The 19,807-nt window shown below is 41.9% G+C and carries 16 protein-coding genes and 1 riboswitch; of the genes, 12 read left to right on the forward strand and 4 right to left on the reverse strand.

All coding sequences use genetic code 11. From position 1 onward, the window contains the following. Position 1 precedes the first annotated feature (1 nt). From ACT3S9_RS02425 to lpxC, 4 genes are all read left to right on the forward strand, one after another. Positions 2-781 carry a cell division protein FtsQ/DivIB gene (locus tag ACT3S9_RS02425; RefSeq protein ID WP_441992862.1) on the forward strand — a complete coding sequence of 260 codons (780 nt, stop codon included), beginning with the start codon at positions 2-4 and terminating at the stop codon, positions 779-781. After that, on the forward strand, positions 778-2,010 hold the full coding sequence (ftsA, locus tag ACT3S9_RS02430) for a cell division protein FtsA (RefSeq protein WP_441835431.1): 1,233 nt from the start codon (positions 778-780) through the stop codon (positions 2,008-2,010). Before ACT3S9_RS02425 ends, ftsA begins: the two co-directional genes overlap by 4 nt. Positions 2,011-2,034: 24 nt before the next feature. Further along, positions 2,035-3,279, forward strand: coding sequence for a cell division protein FtsZ (gene ftsZ, locus ACT3S9_RS02435; RefSeq protein ID WP_441992861.1), 1,245 nt, complete (start codon positions 2,035-2,037; stop codon positions 3,277-3,279). 104 nt (positions 3,280-3,383) lie between these two features. After that, on the forward strand, positions 3,384-4,295 hold the full coding sequence (gene lpxC, locus ACT3S9_RS02440) for a UDP-3-O-acyl-N-acetylglucosamine deacetylase (RefSeq protein WP_441835433.1): 912 nt from the start codon (positions 3,384-3,386) through the stop codon (positions 4,293-4,295). A 164-nt stretch (positions 4,296-4,459) separates the two neighbouring features. On the opposite strand, the gene ACT3S9_RS02445 is transcribed toward lpxC, so the two are convergent. The 4 genes from ACT3S9_RS02445 to gpmM all read right to left on the reverse strand — a co-directional run bounded on the left by ACT3S9_RS02445 (position 4,460) and on the right by gpmM (position 9,241). After that, positions 4,460-5,218 carry a divergent polysaccharide deacetylase family protein gene (locus ACT3S9_RS02445; protein ID WP_441835556.1) on the reverse strand — a complete coding sequence of 253 codons (759 nt, stop codon included), beginning with the start codon at positions 5,216-5,218 and terminating at the stop codon, positions 4,460-4,462. Positions 5,219-5,282: 64 nt separating this feature from the next. Then, positions 5,283-6,518, reverse strand: a complete 1,236-nt coding sequence (locus ACT3S9_RS02450) for a S41 family peptidase (protein WP_441835555.1) — start codon at positions 6,516-6,518, stop codon at positions 5,283-5,285. 35 nt (positions 6,519-6,553) lie between these two features. Then, the gene (locus ACT3S9_RS02455) at positions 6,554-7,690 is read right to left on the reverse strand and encodes a murein hydrolase activator EnvC family protein (RefSeq protein ID WP_441835554.1); all 1,137 of its coding nucleotides are present in this window, start codon (positions 7,688-7,690) and stop codon (positions 6,554-6,556) included. Between the two features lie 6 nt (positions 7,691-7,696). After that, complete coding sequence (gene gpmM, locus ACT3S9_RS02460; protein ID WP_441835553.1) at positions 7,697-9,241, reverse strand: 2,3-bisphosphoglycerate-independent phosphoglycerate mutase; 1,545 nt, start codon at positions 9,239-9,241, stop codon at positions 7,697-7,699. A 194-nt stretch (positions 9,242-9,435) separates the two neighbouring features. Between gpmM and ACT3S9_RS02465 the strand changes: the two genes are divergently transcribed. From ACT3S9_RS02465 to aceF, 8 genes are all read left to right on the forward strand, one after another. After that, a complete protein-coding gene (locus ACT3S9_RS02465) occupies positions 9,436-9,867 on the forward strand; it encodes a rhodanese-like domain-containing protein (protein ID WP_441835552.1) in 432 nt (143 codons plus the stop codon). Positions 9,868-9,898: 31 nt separating this feature from the next. Further along, a complete protein-coding gene (gene grxC, locus ACT3S9_RS02470) occupies positions 9,899-10,156 on the forward strand; it encodes a glutaredoxin 3 (RefSeq protein ID WP_441835551.1) in 258 nt (85 codons plus the stop codon). A gap of 52 nt (positions 10,157-10,208) precedes the next feature. Next, the gene (secB, locus tag ACT3S9_RS02475) at positions 10,209-10,700 is read left to right on the forward strand and encodes a protein-export chaperone SecB (RefSeq protein ID WP_441835550.1); all 492 of its coding nucleotides are present in this window, start codon (positions 10,209-10,211) and stop codon (positions 10,698-10,700) included. Positions 10,701-10,703: 3 nt separating this feature from the next. Beyond that, complete coding sequence (gene gpsA, locus ACT3S9_RS02480) at positions 10,704-11,711, forward strand: NAD(P)H-dependent glycerol-3-phosphate dehydrogenase (RefSeq protein WP_441835549.1); 1,008 nt, start codon at positions 10,704-10,706, stop codon at positions 11,709-11,711. A gap of 134 nt (positions 11,712-11,845) precedes the next feature. Further along, positions 11,846-12,021, forward strand: a riboswitch (cobalamin riboswitch). Positions 12,022-12,070: 49 nt separating this feature from the next. After that, positions 12,071-13,924, forward strand: coding sequence for a TonB-dependent receptor domain-containing protein (locus ACT3S9_RS02485; RefSeq protein ID WP_441835548.1), 1,854 nt, complete (start codon positions 12,071-12,073; stop codon positions 13,922-13,924). Between the two features lie 296 nt (positions 13,925-14,220). Then, the gene (pdhR, locus tag ACT3S9_RS02490) at positions 14,221-14,970 is read left to right on the forward strand and encodes a pyruvate dehydrogenase complex transcriptional repressor PdhR (RefSeq protein ID WP_441835547.1); all 750 of its coding nucleotides are present in this window, start codon (positions 14,221-14,223) and stop codon (positions 14,968-14,970) included. 76 nt (positions 14,971-15,046) lie between these two features. Next, on the forward strand, positions 15,047-17,713 hold the full coding sequence (gene aceE / locus ACT3S9_RS02495) for a pyruvate dehydrogenase (acetyl-transferring), homodimeric type (RefSeq protein WP_441835546.1): 2,667 nt from the start codon (positions 15,047-15,049) through the stop codon (positions 17,711-17,713). A gap of 11 nt (positions 17,714-17,724) precedes the next feature. Beyond that, positions 17,725-19,662: a pyruvate dehydrogenase complex dihydrolipoyllysine-residue acetyltransferase gene (aceF, locus tag ACT3S9_RS02500; protein WP_444750709.1), complete on the forward strand. Its 1,938-nt coding sequence runs from the start codon at positions 17,725-17,727 to the stop codon at positions 19,660-19,662. Positions 19,663-19,807 lie beyond the last annotated feature (145 nt).

Genomic DNA, 19,807 nt, shown 5'->3' on the forward strand with positions numbered 1-19,807 from the left:
TATGCATCCTTTTTTAGAAAAAACACAACAACTTAAACAGCAACTAAATTGGTCGCTGATTTTTGGCGTGAGCTTTTTTCTATTTGTGGTATTTAGTTTGGTGCAAATAACCAGCGGTGTTACTCAGTGGCTTGTAGATAATAAAGATGCGCAAATTAAGCATTTATCGGTTCAAGGTAGCCCTATGTATACCGACGAAAAAGCCATTATTAGTGCTATCAAAAAAGCAGATCTATCGAGCTTTTTTGAGTTGGATGTAAAAAAAATTCAGTACCTAGTCCAAGAGTTACCTTGGGTAGCAACTGCTTCGGTACGTAAACAATGGCCGGATACCATTCAGGTTTATGTGGTAGAGCATCAAGCTAAGGCTATTTGGAATAGTGACTTTTTACTAAACCAAGACGGTAATGTGTTTGAGGCGAACGCAGAAGAATTAGTGGGCAAGTTGCCCCAATTATATGGCCCAAAAGGTAGCGAAAGTGAAGCCTGGGCAGCATTTAAACAGTTTGATGACATGTTGGCGTTAAACAGTTTAAAATTAACCAGTTTGGCCTTATCTGAGCGGTTTGCTTGGCAATTATGGTTAGATAATGGCGTGCGACTTAACTTAGGTCGCAAAAATAAAGCAAAACGAGTACAACGCTTTATTGATGTTTACCCGCGTATGCAAAAGCGCGAAGATGCACAACTAGATGTTGTCGATTTACGGTATGATACCGGCCTTGCAGTGAGCTGGAAGCCACTGCAAGAAGAGCAATTAAAAAATAAGAGTAAGGCATGACTAAGTCAGCAGAAAGAAACCTAGTGATTGGATTAGACGTTGGTACTGCAAAAGTAGTGGCCACGGTTGGTGAAATCACCGCAGATAACAAACTCAGCATAGTTGGGGTCGGCAGCCAAGTATCTTATGGTATGGATAAAGGCGGCGTTAATGACCTAAACCTTGTTTCTGAGTCGATTCGTCGCGCGATAGATGAAGCAGAACTTATGGCGGATTGCCGAATCAGTTCGGTGTATTTGGGGATTTCAGGCAAACATATTCAATGTCAAAACGAAAGCGGTGTAGTGGCGATTAATAACACTGAAGTAACCGAGGACGATATTGAAAATGTAATTCATATTGCTCGTTCGGTACCGATTTCTGCTGAGCGTAAAATGCTCCATGCTTTACCGCAAGAATATAGTATTGATATGCAAGAAGGAATTAAAAACCCTTTAGGAATGAGTGGCGTACGTATGGAAGCCCGCGCGCACATTATTACCTGTTCAAACGATATGGCAAAAAACATTGAAAAATGTGTTGAACGTTGTGGCCTTGAAGTGGACCAATTAATATTTACAGCTCTTGCTTCGTGTTATTCGGTTTTAACCGATGATGAAAAGGAGCTCGGCGTAGCGGTACTCGATATTGGTGGTGGTACTATGGATATCACCATTTATATAAATGGTGCGCTGCGTCATTCCGCGGTTATTCCTGTGGCGGGTAACCAAGTGACGGGTGATATAGCAAAAATATTTCGTACACCTATATCACATGCCGAGTCACTCAAAGTACAATACGCCTGTGCAAGTAGCCAAATGACCAGTAGTGAAGATACCATTGAGGTGCCTAGCGTAGGTGGGCGGCCTGCACGTTTAATGTCGCGTCACACTTTATCAGAGGTGGTTGAACCGCGCTTTAGAGAATTATTTGAATTAGCGATGGAAGAAATTCGTCGTTCAGGTTTAGAAGACCAAATTGCAGCAGGACTCGTTATTACGGGCGGAACTGCTAAAATGGCTGGCGCGATGGAAGTGGCAGAAGACATTTTCCAAATGCCAGTAAGAATAGGCAAGCCAATCGGGATGGTTGGTTTGACTGATTATGTAGATGACCCTTCATTCGCAACGGCGGTCGGCTTATTACAATATGGCCGTACGATGCAGTCGATGAATGCACAAAAGTCGAAGTCTGATGGGGATGTCAATTGGTGGAACCGCATTACTAAATGGTTCCAAGGCGAGTTTTAGTACTACTCAAGTCGGAGAGTAAACATGTTTGATATGATGGAACAACACAGCGAAGAAGCTGTAATTAAAGTAATTGGCGTGGGCGGTGGCGGCGGTAACGCTGTTGAGCACATGGTGAAACAACAAATTGAAGGCGTGCGTTTTATTGCCGCTAATACGGATGCACAAGCATTACGAAATTCATCTGCGGATGTAACCGTGCAGCTAGGTACACAAATTACCTCTGGGCTAGGTGCGGGCGCAAACCCTGAAGTGGGTCGCGAGTCAGCAGAAGAAGATCAAGAAACCATTCGCGCCAGCCTTGAAGGTGCGGATATGGTGTTTATCGCAGCCGGTATGGGTGGCGGTACGGGTACAGGGGCTGCGCCAGTAGTCGCTAAACTTGCTAAAGAGTTAGGTATATTAACGGTTGCTGTAGTAACACGACCATTTGACTTTGAAGGCAAAAAGCGTGCAGCAGCGGCTGAACAAGGTATTAATGAATTGTCAGAAATTGTAGATTCACTTATTACAATTCCTAACAATAAATTGCTTAAAGTTTTAGGAAAAGGGACTACACTTCTAGATGCCTTTGCTAAAGCTAATGACGTATTATTTGGAGCGGTACAAGGTATTGCAGAGTTAATTACTCGTTCTGGTTTGATCAATGTGGATTTCGCCGACGTACGTACAGTAATGTCAGCGATGGGTACTGCAATGATGGGGACTGCCTCTGCTTCAGGTCCGGACCGTGCGCAAGAAGCGGCAGAAGCGGCTATCTCAAGCCCTCTACTTGAAGACGTTGATTTAACAGGTGCTAAAGGTATCTTGGTTAATATCACTGCGGGTATGGACATCGCTATTGAAGAGTTTGAAATTGTTGGTAATCACGTTAAAGCACTCGCTTCAGAAAATGCAACCGTGGTTGTTGGTGCAGTTATCGACCCTGAAATGACAGATGAGCTACGTGTAACTGTAGTTGCAACAGGCCTTGGCGGCGAACGTCGTCCACAGTTTGGTATTGTTGATAATGGCTTTAAAAAAGCGTCGGGTTCTGATGTTAACGCCAGCAGCAATCAAGCAACTAGCAGCATGTATGTGCCAAGCTTTGCATCACAAGGGACTAGTTCTGAAGATACCACTACAAGCACGCAAACTGAAAGCAAAGAGCAAGCTTCAACAAGCAGTGGAAGCAGTAATAAAGCTGCTGAAAGTAATAAGAAATCTGAAAAGTCTGATGGTGGCGATTATTTTGACATCCCCGCTTTTTTAAGAAAACAAGCTGATTAAACAAAACGTTAAAACTGTTTTGTTTGAAAAGTGAACAAATTTGGCAGCTGGTCGTATTTATGATACAATTTGCCGCCTAACTGTAACTATAAGTGAGCGAACCTATGATTAAACAGCGTACGATTGCAGAAGTAGTCAAAGCCATAGGAATTGGACTTCATAAAGGTGAGAAGGTCACAATAACTCTCCGACCTGCGAGCGCAAATACTGGGATTGTATTTCGTCGTGTCGACCTTGATCCTGTTGTTGATTTTGAAACAACACCTGAAGCCGTTGGTGATACACAGTTATGTACTTGTTTAACCAATAAAGATGGCGTTCGCTTATCGACCACTGAGCATCTTATTGCGGCCGTTGCTGCAATGGGCATTGATAATCTAATTGTAGAATTAGACAGCTCAGAAGTGCCGATTATGGATGGTAGTGCATTGCCATTTATTTACTTGTTACAAAAAGGCGGCATTAAAGAGCAAGGTGCAGCCAAACGCTTTATTCGTATTAAAGAAAAAGTACGTATTGAAGAAGATGACAAATGGGCCGAGATTGAACCGTATGACGGTTTCCATATCGACTTTGAAATTGCCTTTGATCATCCGGCTATCAATGAAAGCCGCCAACGTATCGGTTTAGATATTACGGCACAAAGCTTCACTGAAGAAATTAGTCGCGCACGTACTTTTGGCTTTATGAAAGATATTGAGTATATGCATGCAAATAACCTAGCATTAGGTGGCAGCATGGATAACGCCGTGGTATTGGATGAGTTCAAAGTACTTAATCCTAACGGTTTACGTTATAGCGATGAGTTCGTTAAGCATAAGATTTTAGACTGTGTTGGTGACATGTTTATGACAGGCCACAATATTTTAGGCAAAGTAACTGCCTTTAAATCTGGCCATGACTTAAACAACAAGCTACTACGTAAAATTATGGCTACTGAGTCAGCGTGGGAATGGGCAACTTTCGATACCCCAGTCACTATGCCAGCTCCCGGCCTAGAAGTAGCGAGAGCTTAATCGCTGCAACACAAGTTTACAGTTATAAAAAATGACGCTTTCAAGCGTCATTTTTTTTGCCTACAATTTATTTTAAACAAGAGTGCTTTAGGCGCGCGAGTGGGAGCATTTTAAATAAAATAGATTTGATCATTTAATATAAAGCTCTAACTATAAAGACTATCTTATTTAGGCTTGTTTTGCTCGGCTTCTGCGAGTTGTATATATTTTCGCTCAACCAGTTCAGATAAAGGCACTAGTTCAAACCCTTGGTCTTGAAGCTCAGGCAGAGCTTTCTTTAAAAAAGCGATTGTTTCAGGGTAAGGGTGGGCAATGGCTATGGCAAAGCTGAACTTCTCAGCTTTATATTTAAGTTCATTTAGGCGAAGGTTAAGTTGCTGTTTAGTCAGTATATTATCTAAAAAAACATGGCGACTAACATTTTTTACGCCGTATAAGTTAGCCACGTGTTGGGCTTGGCTTAAGTTGGTTGTACGGCTATCTAAAAAATATAAGTTGTGCTTTTTAAGCACTTCCATAGTCCATTTCATGGGAAGGCTTTGCTGAGTCAGCCTTGATCCCATGTGATTATTAACGCCTTTGACTTGTGGCAGGCTTGCCAGCGCACTACCTAAAGTATGTTGTAGTTGTTCTTTATTCATATCAGTGGTGAGAGCTCCGGGACCAAGTGCTTTGCTACTATCAATTGATTGCATGGGAATGTGCAGCAATATCTCTTTATTAGATTGGCTGGCAAGATCTGCAAAAGCTTGTGAATATGGAGTATGTGGTAAAATTGAGTAGGATACTTGGCCTGGTAAATTCAGGATATCTAAATCACGTTGGTGATAGCCTATATCGTCAATAACAATAGCTACCTGCTTGGCAAAGCAAGTAGCAGGTAGGTAGAGTATAGCTATCAGTAGCGCTAGAAGTAATTTCACGTTTTATTATTATTTTCTTCTTGTGTGCTTGCAGCTACGCCAGCTATGTTTATCATAAATATAATCACTTTATGGTAAGTAGCTGTGTTGCTTTTAATAATTGACGATCAGGTAAGCTTTCTTGTAGTGACTGTTGGCTGACCATTCCTTGTTCATATTTTATTATAACGGCTTTTGCTGTTTGTGGAAGTGTTGTTTGATTAATCGTCACATCAGGCATAATACCCACCCCATCGATTGACTTACCTAGTGGGGTAAAATATTTGGCTGTAGTCAGTTTTAATGCCGTATTGCCATTACCAAGTGGGATGAGAGATTGTACAGAGCCTTTACCAAAAGACTGGTTGCCAACTAAGGTTGCACGGTCATTATCCCTAAGCGCTGCGGCTAAAATTTCTGCGGCTGATGCTGATTTTTCGTTGATGAGTACTGCTATCGGCACATTACTGAGAATATCACCGTGTTGTGCTTTATATTCCTGGTTGGCGTCATAAAAACGCCCTCGGGTAGTAACTATTGTGCCGCTTTGTAAAAATAAATCTGAAACCGCGACCGCACTTTGCAATGTGCCACCTGGGTTATCACGTAAATCCAGTACCAGCCCACTTAATTCATCACCGTTATTACTTTGTAATATAGTCACTTGGCGAGCTACATTGTGTAGCGTGTGGTTATTAAAGCTTTTAATGGCTATGTAACCAATACCAAACTCTGCCAACGAGCTAGTGACGCTTTCTATATTGATTTCTTGCCGCGTTACGGCAAGCTCAATATGCTGCTCATTACCACGCTTTACAGTCAAAGTAATAGTGGGGTTTTGGCTTTCGCGAATGAGCTCTGCAACCCGCTCAATCGAATGCTTGTTAATATTTTTCCGGTTAATAGCAATCAACATATCGTTTGCTTTTATGCCTGCTTTTGCCGCTGGAGAGTCTTTAATAGTACCCACAATGTAGATTTGGTTGCTTTGCTCTTTAACTTCGATACCTAGGCCTGTGTAGCGGCCGTTATTATTATTAAAAATAGCATCAAGTTCTTTCTCGTCAAGATACTTAGAATAAGGGTCAAGGCTGGCTAATAGCATTTCAAATTGGTTAATATCTTCAAAGCTTTGTTGTAATGCTAAATCTTCAACATAATAAGTATGAATATTAAAAATAATTTCGTTTCTTTGTGGGCTTTTTAAGTCTTTTATTGACGTTGCTGAGTGAGTAACAAAACTTAGAATTAGAAGCAGCAAGCACAGTGAGTTATTGCTTATGACTGTGCGTGGGTATGAATGGGTATTAAAATTTAGCATCAGCTGCTCCCAGTGGGGTGCAGCTGTTTAATCAATTAAATGCGTCTGCACCATTTTTCAGGGTTTACTGCGCGTCCTTTATGGCGTATCTCAAAGTATAGACCAGAACTTGATTGTCCGCCGCTTTTACCAACAAGTGCTACTGATTCACCCTGGCGAACCATATCACCTACGTCTTTTAAGAGTGTTTGTGTATGTCCATAAAGGCTCATAAAGCCATCGCCATGGTCAATTACAATAACCCAGCCAAAGCCATTCAACCAATCGGCATAAACTACTTGGCCGTTTTGAATGCTATTAACGTTTACCCCTTCGTTGGCATCAATCAGCACTCCTTTCCAATCAATTCCGCCGTGCTTTCGTTGGCCAAATTTATGGCTTAGTTTGCCTTTTGTTGGCCAGTCTAGCTTTCCTTTTGCTTTTGACAGGCCGATTAATTCAACCTTTTGATTTTTTGCTTTTTCAAGCTCGGCAAGCGTGGCGATTAGGGTTTGCTCATTTTCTTTTAAGTAGTTAATTGAGCTTTCGGTGCTGTTTAGTTTGGCTTTTAAACTTTTAAGATTTTTTTGTCTGTCGTTTTGTGCATTAACCAGCGCTTGTTGACGGTTTTTTTGTTCTTTATATAGAGCGGTTAAGTGCAGTTCAGTTTTTTCAAGTTCAGCTTGTACTTGTTTAATTTCGACTAACAGTGCTTTGAGTTCATCAAGTTGTTCAACACGAGCTTTATTTAAGTAGTTGTAATAGCTAAGAGTACGTTCGACTTGGGCGGTGTTTTGTTGATTAAGTAACATTTTTGAGTAGTCATGACTGCCAGCCATATAGGCACTTTGTAACTGTGCCGCGAGCGCTTTTTGCATTAGCTTTTGCTTATTAGTTAATGCATCGGCTTGTTGTTGTTGTTGTTGCTGTTGCTGCCGCGTTTTTTTAATCGAATTTTGGGCGATATTGAGTGCTTTGGCATTTTTAGCTATATCGAGCTCATGCTGTTTGAGGTTTTTATTTAACGTGACAATTTTTTGCTGTTGGGCTTTACGCTCTGTTTGACTTTTTTCAAGTGCACTTTGAATTTCTGATAGGTCTTTTTTAGTACGATCTTCGTTAGCTGTTACCGCAGTAACAGCTAACGAAGTAAGTATTAACGTACGACATAAGAATTTGTTAATACTATTCATAATACCTTACTTCAATTTCATGATAGGTTTGCCAGTCATTTCGCTGGGTTGTTCCATGCCCATTAAATGTAGCATTGTTGGTGCAACATCGCTCAACGCTTTGCCTTCACTTGCGTTTGCATCACGGCCAACATAAATAAAAGGTACTGGCTCGCTGGTATGCGCGGTGTGGGCTTGGCCTGTTTTAGGGTTTGTCATCTGCTCTGCATTACCGTGATCAGCTGTGATCAGTGCTTCGCCGCCGTATTCTTTTAAGGCTGCAACAACGCGGCCAATACAATTATCAACAGCTTCACACGCTTTTACTGCGGCTTCAAATACACCTGAGTGGCCAACCATATCGCCGTTTGGATAGTTACAAATAATGGCATCGTACTGGCCACCTTTAATCGCTTCAATAAGCTTGTCGGTAAGCATTTCTGAGTTCATCTCAGGCTGTAGGTCGTAAGTTGCTACTTGTGGTGAAGGAATAAGTTCGCGGGTTTCGCCTTTAAATTCGTCTTCACGGCCGCCACTAAAGAAGAATGTTACATGAGCGTACTTTTCAGTTTCTGATATACGAAGCTGTGTTTTTTCGTGTTTTTCAAACCATTCACCAAGCACGTTAGTTAGTGGCTCTGGTGAAAACGCCGATGGTGCATCAATAGTGGCGGCGTATTCGGTCATCATCACAAAACCACTGAGGTTTGGTGATTTTTGTTTTTTGAAGCCATCAAACTCTTTTTCGACGAAAGCGCGAGTAATTTCACGAGCGCGATCGGCTCTAAAGTTTGCAAATATAAGCGTGTCGCCATCATTTATTTGAACAGCTGACTTGCTTTTAGGAGTAATGGTGGTTGCTTCAACAAATTCATCGTTTTCGTCACGTTCATAGGCTGCGTCAATAGCTTCTACACCTGTCGTGTAGTTATACTCGCCTACACCACAAGCCATTACGTTATAGGCTTTTTCTACACGGTTCCAGCGGTTATCTCTGTCCATGGCATAGTAACGCCCCACTAATGACGCTAAACGACCGCAGCCTAACGTTGCAAATAATGCTTCGATACGCTCTATTGATGCTTTGGCGCTGCGAGGAGGAGTGTCGCGGCCATCTAAGAAACCATGAAAGTAAACTTCCTTAGCGCCACGCTTTGCAGCCAGCTCAATGGTTGCCACGATATGATCTTCATGGCTGTGAACACCACCTGGGCTTAATAAACCCATAATATGCACGGCTTTACCTGCATTTACAGCTTTGTCTATGTTTTCAACCAGTACTGGGTTGCTATCGAATTCGCCGTCTTCAATCGCTTTAGTGATGCGAGTAAAGTCTTGGTAAACTACGCGCCCTGCGCCTAAATTAACATGACCTACTTCAGAGTTGCCCATTTGACCATCAGGAAGCCCAACATCTAAACCTGAACCTGAAATTAGAGTGTGTGGACGAGTCGCCCAAAGTTCATCTAAAACGGGTGTATTAGCCGCTAAGATTGCATTGCTTTGCGTATCTTCACGGTATCCCCAACCGTCTAAAATCATTAATACTAAAGGTTTTTTATGTTGTGTCATTTTAGCTCCTGAAAATTGCCACCTGTTGGACGCTTAGCATACCGTGTTTTAAGTTCTGGATCAGCATGCAAAGGCCGATATTAAAATATTTCACTCACTGGTAATTTAAAACCAAGCACGTATACTTGCGTGGCAGTAGTTTAACACGCTTATTAATACCCATTTTATGAGCAAAACTTGATAGTGGAAAATACATGGATCAATACATTGAATTTATCGGCAATCACCCGATTTTAAGCATTATTTGGCTGGCATTGGTGGCAATGATCATCGGCGGCTGGTTTAAGAGTAAGTTTTCAGCCATTCGTCAAATAAATCCGCAACAGCTCACGTTATTAATTAACCGTGAAGATGGTCAGGTCGTCGATATACGTGCGCAAAAAGAATTTAATGCGGGCCGTATCTCAGGTGCTGAGCACCTTAGTCCTGAAAAAGCCAAACAATCTGACTTCTCAAGCCTTGAAAAGTTTAAGAGTAAACCCATTATATTGGTATGTACCACAGGCATGACTGCCTCAGGTATCGCAACCGCAATGCATAAAGCGGGTTTTGAGTCGGTTTATGTATTATCAGGTGGTATGGGTGCTTGGCAAAGTGCGAGCCTACCAACAACCACAGGTCGTTAATTTAGTTTAGCAGGCTGATTGAGGAATATTTATGAGTAATGTTGTACTGTACACCAAAGCATATTGCCCTTTTTGTCAACGCGCACTGGCGTTATTAACAAGTAAAGGTGTTGATTTCAAAAATATTGATATTGGTGTGCAACCTGAATTACGAGACGAAATGATTGCTAAAGCAGGCGGGGCTAGCACCGTGCCACAAATCTTTATTAATGATGAGCATATCGGCGGTTGTGACGAAATGATGGCAATTGAGGCACAAGGTAAACTTGACGCCAAATTAAACGCCTAAATATTACTAATAAAAATATTTATTATAAAAACGATTAAAGTTAGGAATTACAATGAACGAAGAAAATCAAACACCAGCAGCTGCACAAGAAAACGCCGGCGCACAATTTACTATTCAACGTATTTATACTAAAGACGTGTCTTTTGAAACGCCAAATTCACCGGCTATTTTTCAAAAAGAATGGACACCAGAAGTTAAGCTTGACCTTGATACACGTTCAAACAAATTAGATGAAGGCGTGTTTGAGGTTGTTTTAGCCTTAACGGTAACAGCTTCAATTGGTGAAGAAACGGCATTCTTATGTGAAATTCAACAAGCGGGTATTTTTACTATTGCTGAAGTTGAAGAAGTACAGCTGGCGCATATGTTAGGCGCATTTTGCCCGAACGTATTGTTCCCGTATGCACGTGAAGCGGTATCAAACTTAGTTAACCGTGGTACATTCCCACAGCTTAATCTTGCACCTGTAAACTTTGATGCGTTATTCGCACAATATATGCAGCAACGTGCAGCGCAAGCTGAACAGGCTCCTGCAGACGCATAAGCCATGAGTACAGCAAATTCAGCTGTTACAGTATTAGGGGCGGGGTCGTATGGCACCGCCCTTGCTATTTGCTTAGCCCGAAATGGTCACTACGTGACGCTTTGGGGGCGCAATAGCGACGACGTTGCCACGCTTGCAGCTGAGCGGAAAAATCAACGTTACTTGCCCGATGTCACTTTCCCTGACACGCTTCACCTTGAAGCCGATTTACATACCGCCGTTAGTGCCAGTAAAATTATATTAGTGGTCGTACCAAGCCATGCTTTTGGTGATACTTTACAGCAAATAAAACCCTCTCTTCGTGAAGGCGCTGAAGTTGCGTGGGCGACTAAAGGGCTTGAACCTGATACAGGACGTTTGTTACAAGAAGTGGCACAGCAAGAGCTCGGTGATGACGTGCCGCTGGCGGTTGTTTCAGGCCCGACATTTGCCAAAGAAATGGCAATAGGGCTACCAACGGCTATTTCTGTTTCATCAACCTCAACAGTGTTTGCTAAACAGCTTGCAGATTTACTGCATTGCGGGCGTTCATTTCGGGTGTATAACAATAATGACTTTATTGGTATTCAACTCGGTGGGGCAGTTAAAAATGTAATTGCGATTGGTGCGGGAATGTCAGATGGTTTTGGTTTTGGTGCTAATGCACGCACAGCCTTGATCACTCGAGGTTTAGCAGAGCTTTGCCGATTAGGCTGCGCACTCGGTGCTAAGTCAGAAACCTTTATGGGGATGGCTGGGCTAGGTGATTTGATTTTAACTTGCACCGACAATCAATCGCGTAATCGTCGCTTTGGTTTAGCGCTTGGTAAAGGTGAAGGCGTTGAAGCTGCTATCGAATCTATTGGTCAGGTGGTTGAAGGCTATCGTAATACCAAAGAAGTGTATTTACTTGCCCAGCGTGCCGGTATTGAAATGCCTATTACTGAGCAAATCTACCAAGTGCTTTATGAGAATAAAGACGTTAAGGAAGCCGCAATGGCATTACTGGGACGCGAGCAACGCTCAGAGTAATACACTGTAAATACTTAATGTTAATTATAAGCGCTACTTTTGTAGCGCTTTTTTTATGTTTTCGATTCTGGCTTTATAGCTGTATAGACGTCCATTGACATTGTTCCCTAAAATAATCACAATAGCGGCCTATTTTCAGGGTGCTTGTGGTTATTTATTTTTCAGGAGAGTTGATAAATACCATGAGATAATCGGGAAGTTGGTGAAGTTCACAGGATTGTGATACTTAATCCAGCACTGCCCCCGCAACGGTGATGGGTTTTATCTATTTTATTAATGATAATCCCTAAGTCCGGAGACCGGCCCTGAAGCAAATTTACTACTAGTACTTGTGCGGTGGGCGCGGGTTAGGGGAAATCATGTTAACTAAATCTACTTTAGGCGTAGCTGTGTCTGCTGCGTTGTCTTTTTCTGTGTCTGCACAGCAACCAATCGAACGTATTACTGTGTCAGCAAACAAATTTGAGCAGTCGATCACCGATGTACTGGCAAGCGTTGATGTTATTGAACGCAGTGATATTGAGCAAACCAATGTGCGTGACTTGCCTAGTTTACTAGCGACTCAAGTCGGTTTTCAAATCAATAATAATGGTGGTTTTGGGCAAAATTCAGGTGTTTCGCTGCGTGGTTCGGGCTCTCGCCATACACTTATTTTGATTGATGGTGTGCGAGTCGGCTCGGCCACCCTTGGTTATAAAGCGATTAGTAATATTCCGCTAAATTCAATTGAACGCATTGAGGTTATTAAAGGCTCTCGAGCGGCAGTTTATGGATCGGATGCCTTAGCTGGGGTTATCAACATTATTACTCGCCAAGCGGAAAACGTGATCCTTGATGCAACTTTTGGCTCTGATGCTTATCAAAATTATCAAGTTGCGGCGAGTACTCAGGTCGATGGATTTAGCGCCGGTGTTAATGCAGGCTTTGAAAAAACAGATGGTTTTGATGCCTTGCAAGGTGTTGCACCTGATGAAGATAGTTATGAGAATAAAAACATTGGCTTTAATGCTCGTTTTGATGCTGCTGCATTGGGTGTATTTAAAGCGCGTGGGCAATACAGTGAAGGCTATGCACAATATGATAGCGCTTTTTCACCAGCCGATAGCACCATTGAGCAGAATGATTTTGAAAATTACCAGGCATTGCTAGGGTGGGCTAAATCATTCAATAAGCAAACTCACAGTGTCGATGTTGCGTTATCTAGTGATAACTCAGACAACACGTATATTGCTTATACGGGTAATGCCACTACAGATACGTTTGATACAAAGCGTGAGCAAGTAGATTACAACGGCCAGTACTTGGTTTCATCTACTTTTAATATCAGCGGCGGTGTTAACTGGTATAAAGATAATATAGAAACAAACCCAGACTGTATTGAAACGGGCAGTTGTTATAGCAAAGATAGCCGTAAGGTTTTGGCGGGTTTTCTAGGCGGTTATTATGATAATGACGCGCTACTTGCAAACATCACCGTTCGTCATGACGATGATGAACAGTTTGGTAGTGAAGTAACTTATACGGCGGCTGCAGGTTACCACTTAAACGACCGTGCTACTTTTAGAGCAAGCCAAAGTACTGGCTTTAAAGCGCCTACATTTAATGACTTGTACTTTCCAGGCTCTGGTAATGCAAGCTTACAGCCTGAAATATCAAAAAACCAAGAGCTAGGCCTAGCTGTTAACTTTACGGATGTTGCGGTTGATGTGTCTATATTTCGAAATGATTTTGAAAATAAAATAGCGTGGGCACCTAACGATGCAGGACAGTGGCAACCGAGCAATATAAATGAAGCACGCCACGAAGGGGTCGAATTTAGCTTTGAGCAGCATATTTGGGGTTTTGATCACCTATTTAATTTTACCTACCTAACTGCCGAAGATACCGAAACAGGTCAGTCGTTAGTATATGTAGCACCGCGTACAGTCAACTGGTCACTTGCTAAGCAGTGGCAAGATTTCGATACTAGCCTCGATATGGTTTACCGTAGTGCTCGTGAGGGCAAAGTAACCACGTTGAGTTCTTATACACTGTGGAACTTAGCGGCTAACTATCAGCTAACTGACGAGTTGGCATTATCGTTACGCATTGAGAACTTACTTGATAAAGAATATAACGCTGTAGATGCCAATACTGATTTCACCACAGGACGGGTCAATTATTATAATACGCCCGATCGTCGCTTCTTTGTTGGTGCAAGCTACCAGTTCTAACCCCCAATACCCAAGTCCGCATCTTAAGCTGACTTGGGTATATTGTCTGGTCAGACCATTTGAATTTTGGCCCTAAACTACTCTCTATCTCTTGTGTTTATTGACCCTGTTTAATCTTTATGCAAAATACGTTAGTCTAGTTTAGCTGCGCTATAGCCTAGCTAAATTGACAGCAAACGGGCTTTTTGATAACGTATGGTTTAAATTTGGTATGACCAATTTACCTTTTGGTCTTGGCTATGCAGTTAAACTGATATTTATTTCTCTTTAAATGCATATTATATGGGCGTTGACGAATGTCTTTAAAGATTAAAGCAGCAAAACTTTCAGATGTTATTTTACAGCAACTTGAGAATATGATTCTTGAGGGCTCGCTAGCACCGGGAGAAAAGTTGCCCCCAGAGCGTGAACTTGCAAAGCAATTTGAAGTATCGCGTCCTTCTTTACGTGAAGCCATTCAGAAACTCGAAGCAAAAGGACTGGTTACTCGTCGTCAAGGCGGGGGAACTTTTGTGAAAAATCAGCTCGAAGAAGGACTCACTGATCCGTTATTTGATTTGATTAGCAAGCACCCTGAGTCACAGTTTGATTTACTTGAATTTCGTCATGCGTTAGAAGGTATAGCCGCTTACTACGCAACGATGCGAGGTACGCGTAATGACTTTATTAAAGTAAAAGCAAACTTTGATAAAATTGCTTTGGTTAATGATAACTTACAGCAAAAAGCCAAAGCGATTAATGCATTTCACTTTAGTGTTGCAGAAGCGTCTCATAATGTGGTTTTACTACATTTAGTAAGAGGTATGCAGGCACTGCTAGAACAAAATGTTTTACAGAATTTAACGGTCTTGTTAGAGAAGCAGCACATTAGTAAGCAGCTAGCAGAACATCGCCGTTTATTGATGGATGCAGTGATTGAAGGGAATCCAGAGCAGGCCCGTCTTGCTAGTAATGCGCATTTAGCCTTTATTGAAGAAGCGTTACTTGAAGCAGGCAAAGAGCATTCGCGAATTGAACGCAGTTTAAGACGCACCAAACAAAATTAAGCAAGTACTGTATTTGACACGCAATAAACAGTATTAATTAAAAACATTCGTATTTTAAACATAAGGAAACCTCCATATGTCTGAAGTCAATAAAATTGACGTAGACGCGCTAGAAACCCAAGAGTGGTTACAAGCTCTTGAATCAGTTGTGCGCGAAGAAGGTGTTGAACGAGCTCAGTTTTTACTTGAGCAAGTGTTAGAGCAAGCCCGTTTAGATGGCGTTGATATGCCAACTGGCACAACGACTAACTACGTTAATACTATACCTGTAGATCAAGAGCCGGCGTATCCGGGTGATGTGAATGTTGAGCGTCGAATCCGTTCAATCATCCGCTGGAATGCGATTATGATCGTATTGCGTGCGTCTAAAAAAGATCTCGACTTAGGCGGCCATATGGCATCTTACCAGTCGTCTGCAGCGTTTTATGAAGTGTGTTTTAACCATTTCTTTAAAGCGCCAAACGATGTTGATGGTGGTGACTTAGTTTATTATCAAGGTCATATTTCTCCGGGTATCTACGCGCGTGCATTTGTTGAAGGGCGCTTAACTTCTGAGCAGCTTGATAACTTCCGCCAAGAAGTAGATGGCAAAGGCTTACCGTCTTACCCTCACCCTAAATTAATGCCTGAGTTTTGGCAGTTCCCAACAGTATCTATGGGCCTAGGTCCAATCGCTTCAATTTACCAAGCACGTTTTTTAAAGTACCTAGATGGTCGCGGTTTAAAAGAAACTAAAAACCAGCGTGTATATGCGTTTTTAGGTGATGGTGAAATGGATGAGCCAGAATCACGTGGTGCTATCTCTTTTGCGGCTCGTGAAAAACTAGATAACCTTTGCTACCTAATTAACTGTAATTTACAGCGTTTGGATGGCCCAGTAATGGGTAATGGTAAAATCATTCAAGAACTTGAAGGTTTATTTAAAGGTGCTGGCTGGAACGTTATCAAACTTGTTTGGGGTAGTGGTTGGGATATTTTACTGGCTAAAGATACCACAGGTAAGTTATTGCAATTAATGAACGAAACCGTTGATGGCGACTATCAAACATATAAAGCTAAAGATGGCGCGTATGTACGTGAGCATTTCTTCGGTCGTTACCCAGAAACAGCGGCGCTTGTTGCTGATATGACTGATGATGAAATCTTCGCGCTTAAGCGTGGTGGGCATGAGTCATCTAAACTGTTTGCTGCATTTAAAAAAGCAGAAGAAACCAAAGATCGTCCAACTGTTATTCTTGCAAAAACAGTAAAAGGTTACGGTATGGGTGAAGCAGCTGAAGGTAAAAATATTGCTCACCAAGTGAAAAAAATGGACATGTCGCATGTGGCTCATTTACGTTCACGCTTAGGCCTTGATGATTTGGTATCTGAAGAGCAATTAAAAGACTTACCTTATTTAGAGCTTGAAGAAGGTTCAGAAGAGTACAAGTATTTACATGCTCGTCGTGAAAAATTAGAGGGTTATACACCAACGCGTATCCCTAATTTCTCTGAAAAGTTACAGCTACCAGGAGTAGAAGCATTCAAGCCATTACTTGAAGAGCAAAAGCGTGATATTTCAACCACCATGGGCTTTGTTCGTGCACTTAACGTGTTACTAAAAGACAAAGGCATTGGTAAAAACATCGTGCCAATCATTGCCGATGAAGCGCGTACTTTTGGTATGGAAGGTTTATTCCGCCAAATAGGTATTTATAACCCACATGGTCAAAACTACACGCCTCAAGATCGTGACACCCTTTCATACTATAAAGAAGCAACATCAGGCCAAGTACTTCAAGAAGGTATCAACGAGTTAGGTGCAATGTCATCATGGGTTGCTGCTGCAACATCATACAGTACTAACGATTTACCGATGATCCCATTCTATATCTACTATTCAATGTTCGGCTTCCAACGTGTAGGCGATATGGCATGGATGGCAGGGGATCAGCAAGCGCGTGGTTTCTTACTAGGTGCAACAGCGGGTCGTACAACGCTTAATGGTGAAGGTTTACAGCACGAAGATGGTCACAGCCACATTCTTGCTAATACGGTTCCTAACTGTATTTCATATGACCCAACTTACGCGTTTGAAGTTGCTGTTATTGTACAGGACGGTATTCGTCGTATGTATGGTGACGATCAAGAGAATATTTACTACTATCTTACATTAATGAATGAGAATTACGCGCAGCCAGCAATGCCTGAAGGCGCTGAAGAAGGTATTCGTAAAGGTATTTATAAGCTTGAAAACTACGAAGGTAAAAAAGCCAACGTACAATTATTAAGCTCAGGTACTATTATGACTGAAGTACGTAAAGCGGCAAAAATCTTAAGTGAAGATTACGGTATAGCTTCAGATGTATTCTCAGTAACATCATTCAATGAGTTAACGCGTGACGGTCAAGATGTTGAGCGTTTCAATATGCTTAACCCAGAAAGCGAGCAGAAAACGCCGTTTATCACAAGCGTATTAAGTGATGCAGTAACTGTTGCTGCAACGGATTATATGAAAAACTATGCTGAACAAGCGCGTTCATTCATCCCAAGCAGCAACTATAAAGTATTAGGTACAGATGGTTACGGTCGTTCTGATAGCCGTGAAAACTTACGCCGTCATTTTGAAGTTAACGCAAGCTACGTTGTCGTTGCGACGTTATCTGAACTTGCTAAACGCGGTGATGTTGAAAAGTCGGTTGTGGTTGACGCTATCAAGAAATTTGATATCGACACTAACAAACTTAACCCACTGTACGCATAAGAGGTTTTGCAATGAGTATTGAAATTAATGTACCAGATATCGGTGGCGATGAAGTTGAAGTAACCGAAATATTAGTAAGCGTTGGTGACAAAGTTGAAGTTGAGCAAGCTTTACTAACTGTTGAAGGTGATAAAGCTTCAATGGAAGTCCCTGCTGAACAAGCGGGTACGGTAAAAGAAATTAAAGTGTCTGAAGGCGATACGATCTCAACTGGCAGCTTATTTATGATCTTTGAAGGCGAAGCAACAGACGAAGATGCAGATGATAGCGAAGAAAAGCCAAAAAGTGATGATAAGTCAGCAGAGACCGCATCGACCGAGTCTACTTCTTCAAATAAAGAAGTGACCGTACCAGACATCGGTGATGATGAAGTTGAAGTCACTGAAGTGATGGTGGCGGTTGGCGATAAGGTTGAAGAAGAACAATCAATCTTAAACGTCGAAGGCGACAAAGCGGCAATGGAAGTACCTGCGCCATTCGCAGGCACAGTGAAAGAAATTAAAGTGAGTACCGGTGACACGGTTAAAACTGGTTCACTAGTCTTTGTTTTTGAAGTTGCAGGGGATGATAAAAGCGCACCTGCAAGTGATTCAAAAGCAGATGAAAAGTCTGCGACTGAAGACTCTTCAACTGAAAGTGATTCAGCACCAAGCTCTAAAGAAGTGAGCGTACCGGATATTGGTGATGATGAAGTTGAAGTGACCGAAGTGATGGTTGCGGTTGGCGATAAGGTTGAAGAGGAACAATCAATCTTAAACGTCGAAGGCGACAAAGCAGCAATGGAAGTACCTGCGCCATTTGCAGGCACAGTAAAAGAAATCAAAGTAGCCACGGGCGATAAAGTAAAAACAGGTTCACTAGTATTTGTTTTTGAAGTTGCTGGTAGCGGGTCAAGCGAAGCACCAAAAGCAGAAACAAAAGCCGCTGAAAAAACTGAGTCAAAAGCGGCTGAAAAAGAATCAAAGTCAAGTGATGCTCCAACTAAAGCAAGTAACGAAAGCTTTGAGAATAATAGTGCTTATGCGCATGCATCGCCTGTAGTTCGCCGTTTAGCACGTGAGTTTGGTATTAACCTTGCAAACGTTAAAGGTTCTGGTCGTAAAAATCGCGTGATCAAAGAAGACGTGCAAAACTATGTCAAAGACGTAGTTAAGCAAGTTGAATCAGGCAAAGTGTCAGGTAAAAGTAATGCGGGTGGCGGTGAGTTAGGCCTTATTCCTTGGCCAAAAGTTGATTTTGCTAAGTTTGGTGAAGTCGAAGAGAAGAAGCTTTCTCGTATCCAAAAATTATCGGGTAAAAATCTACATCGTAACTGGGTACAAATTCCTCACGTTACTCAGTTTGATGAAGCTGATATCACCAGCCTTGAAGCATTCCGTAAAGAGCAAAACGCTCTTAACGAGAAGAAAAAGCTGGGCGTTAAAATAACACCGCTGGTATTTGTAATGAAAGCAGCTGCTAAAGCACTTGCTGAGTTCCCTACATTTAACTCTTCACTTTCTAACGATGGCGAAAGCTTAATCCTTAAAAAGTATATAAATATTGGTGTTGCGGTTGATACGCCTAATGGTTTAGTTGTGCCAGTATTCAAAGATGTTGATAAAAAAGGCATTATTGAGTTATCACGTGAGCTAATGGATGTGTCAGTTAAAGCTCGTGACGGTAAATTGGCCTCGTCTGATATGCAAGGTGGCTGTTTTACTATTTCAAGCCTTGGCGGTATCGGTGGTACAGCGTTTACACCAATTGTAAATGCGCCAGAGGTTGCTATTTTAGGTGTGTCTAAATCTGAAATGAAACCAAAATGGAATGGCAAAGAGTTTGAACCAAAACTAATGGTTCCACTTTCAATGTCATACGATCACAGAGTGATTGACGGCGCACTGGCTGCTCGCTTTACTGTCACTCTTGCAAGTTACATGAGCGATATTCGCCAATTGGTGATGTAAACACTAATTAATATATAGAATCAAATCCCAGCCAGTCGTTTTTAGCTGGGATTTTTACCAATTGCAATGATACAATATTTACCTATCTTGCATAAATTTTTGATCTGCTCTGACTTTCTGTCTTGTAGAAATGGGGCAGTTAAAC

This window comes from Pseudoalteromonas sp. AOP31-A2-14, assembly GCF_052378035.1.
Taxonomy (GTDB): domain Bacteria; phylum Pseudomonadota; class Gammaproteobacteria; order Enterobacterales; family Alteromonadaceae; genus Pseudoalteromonas.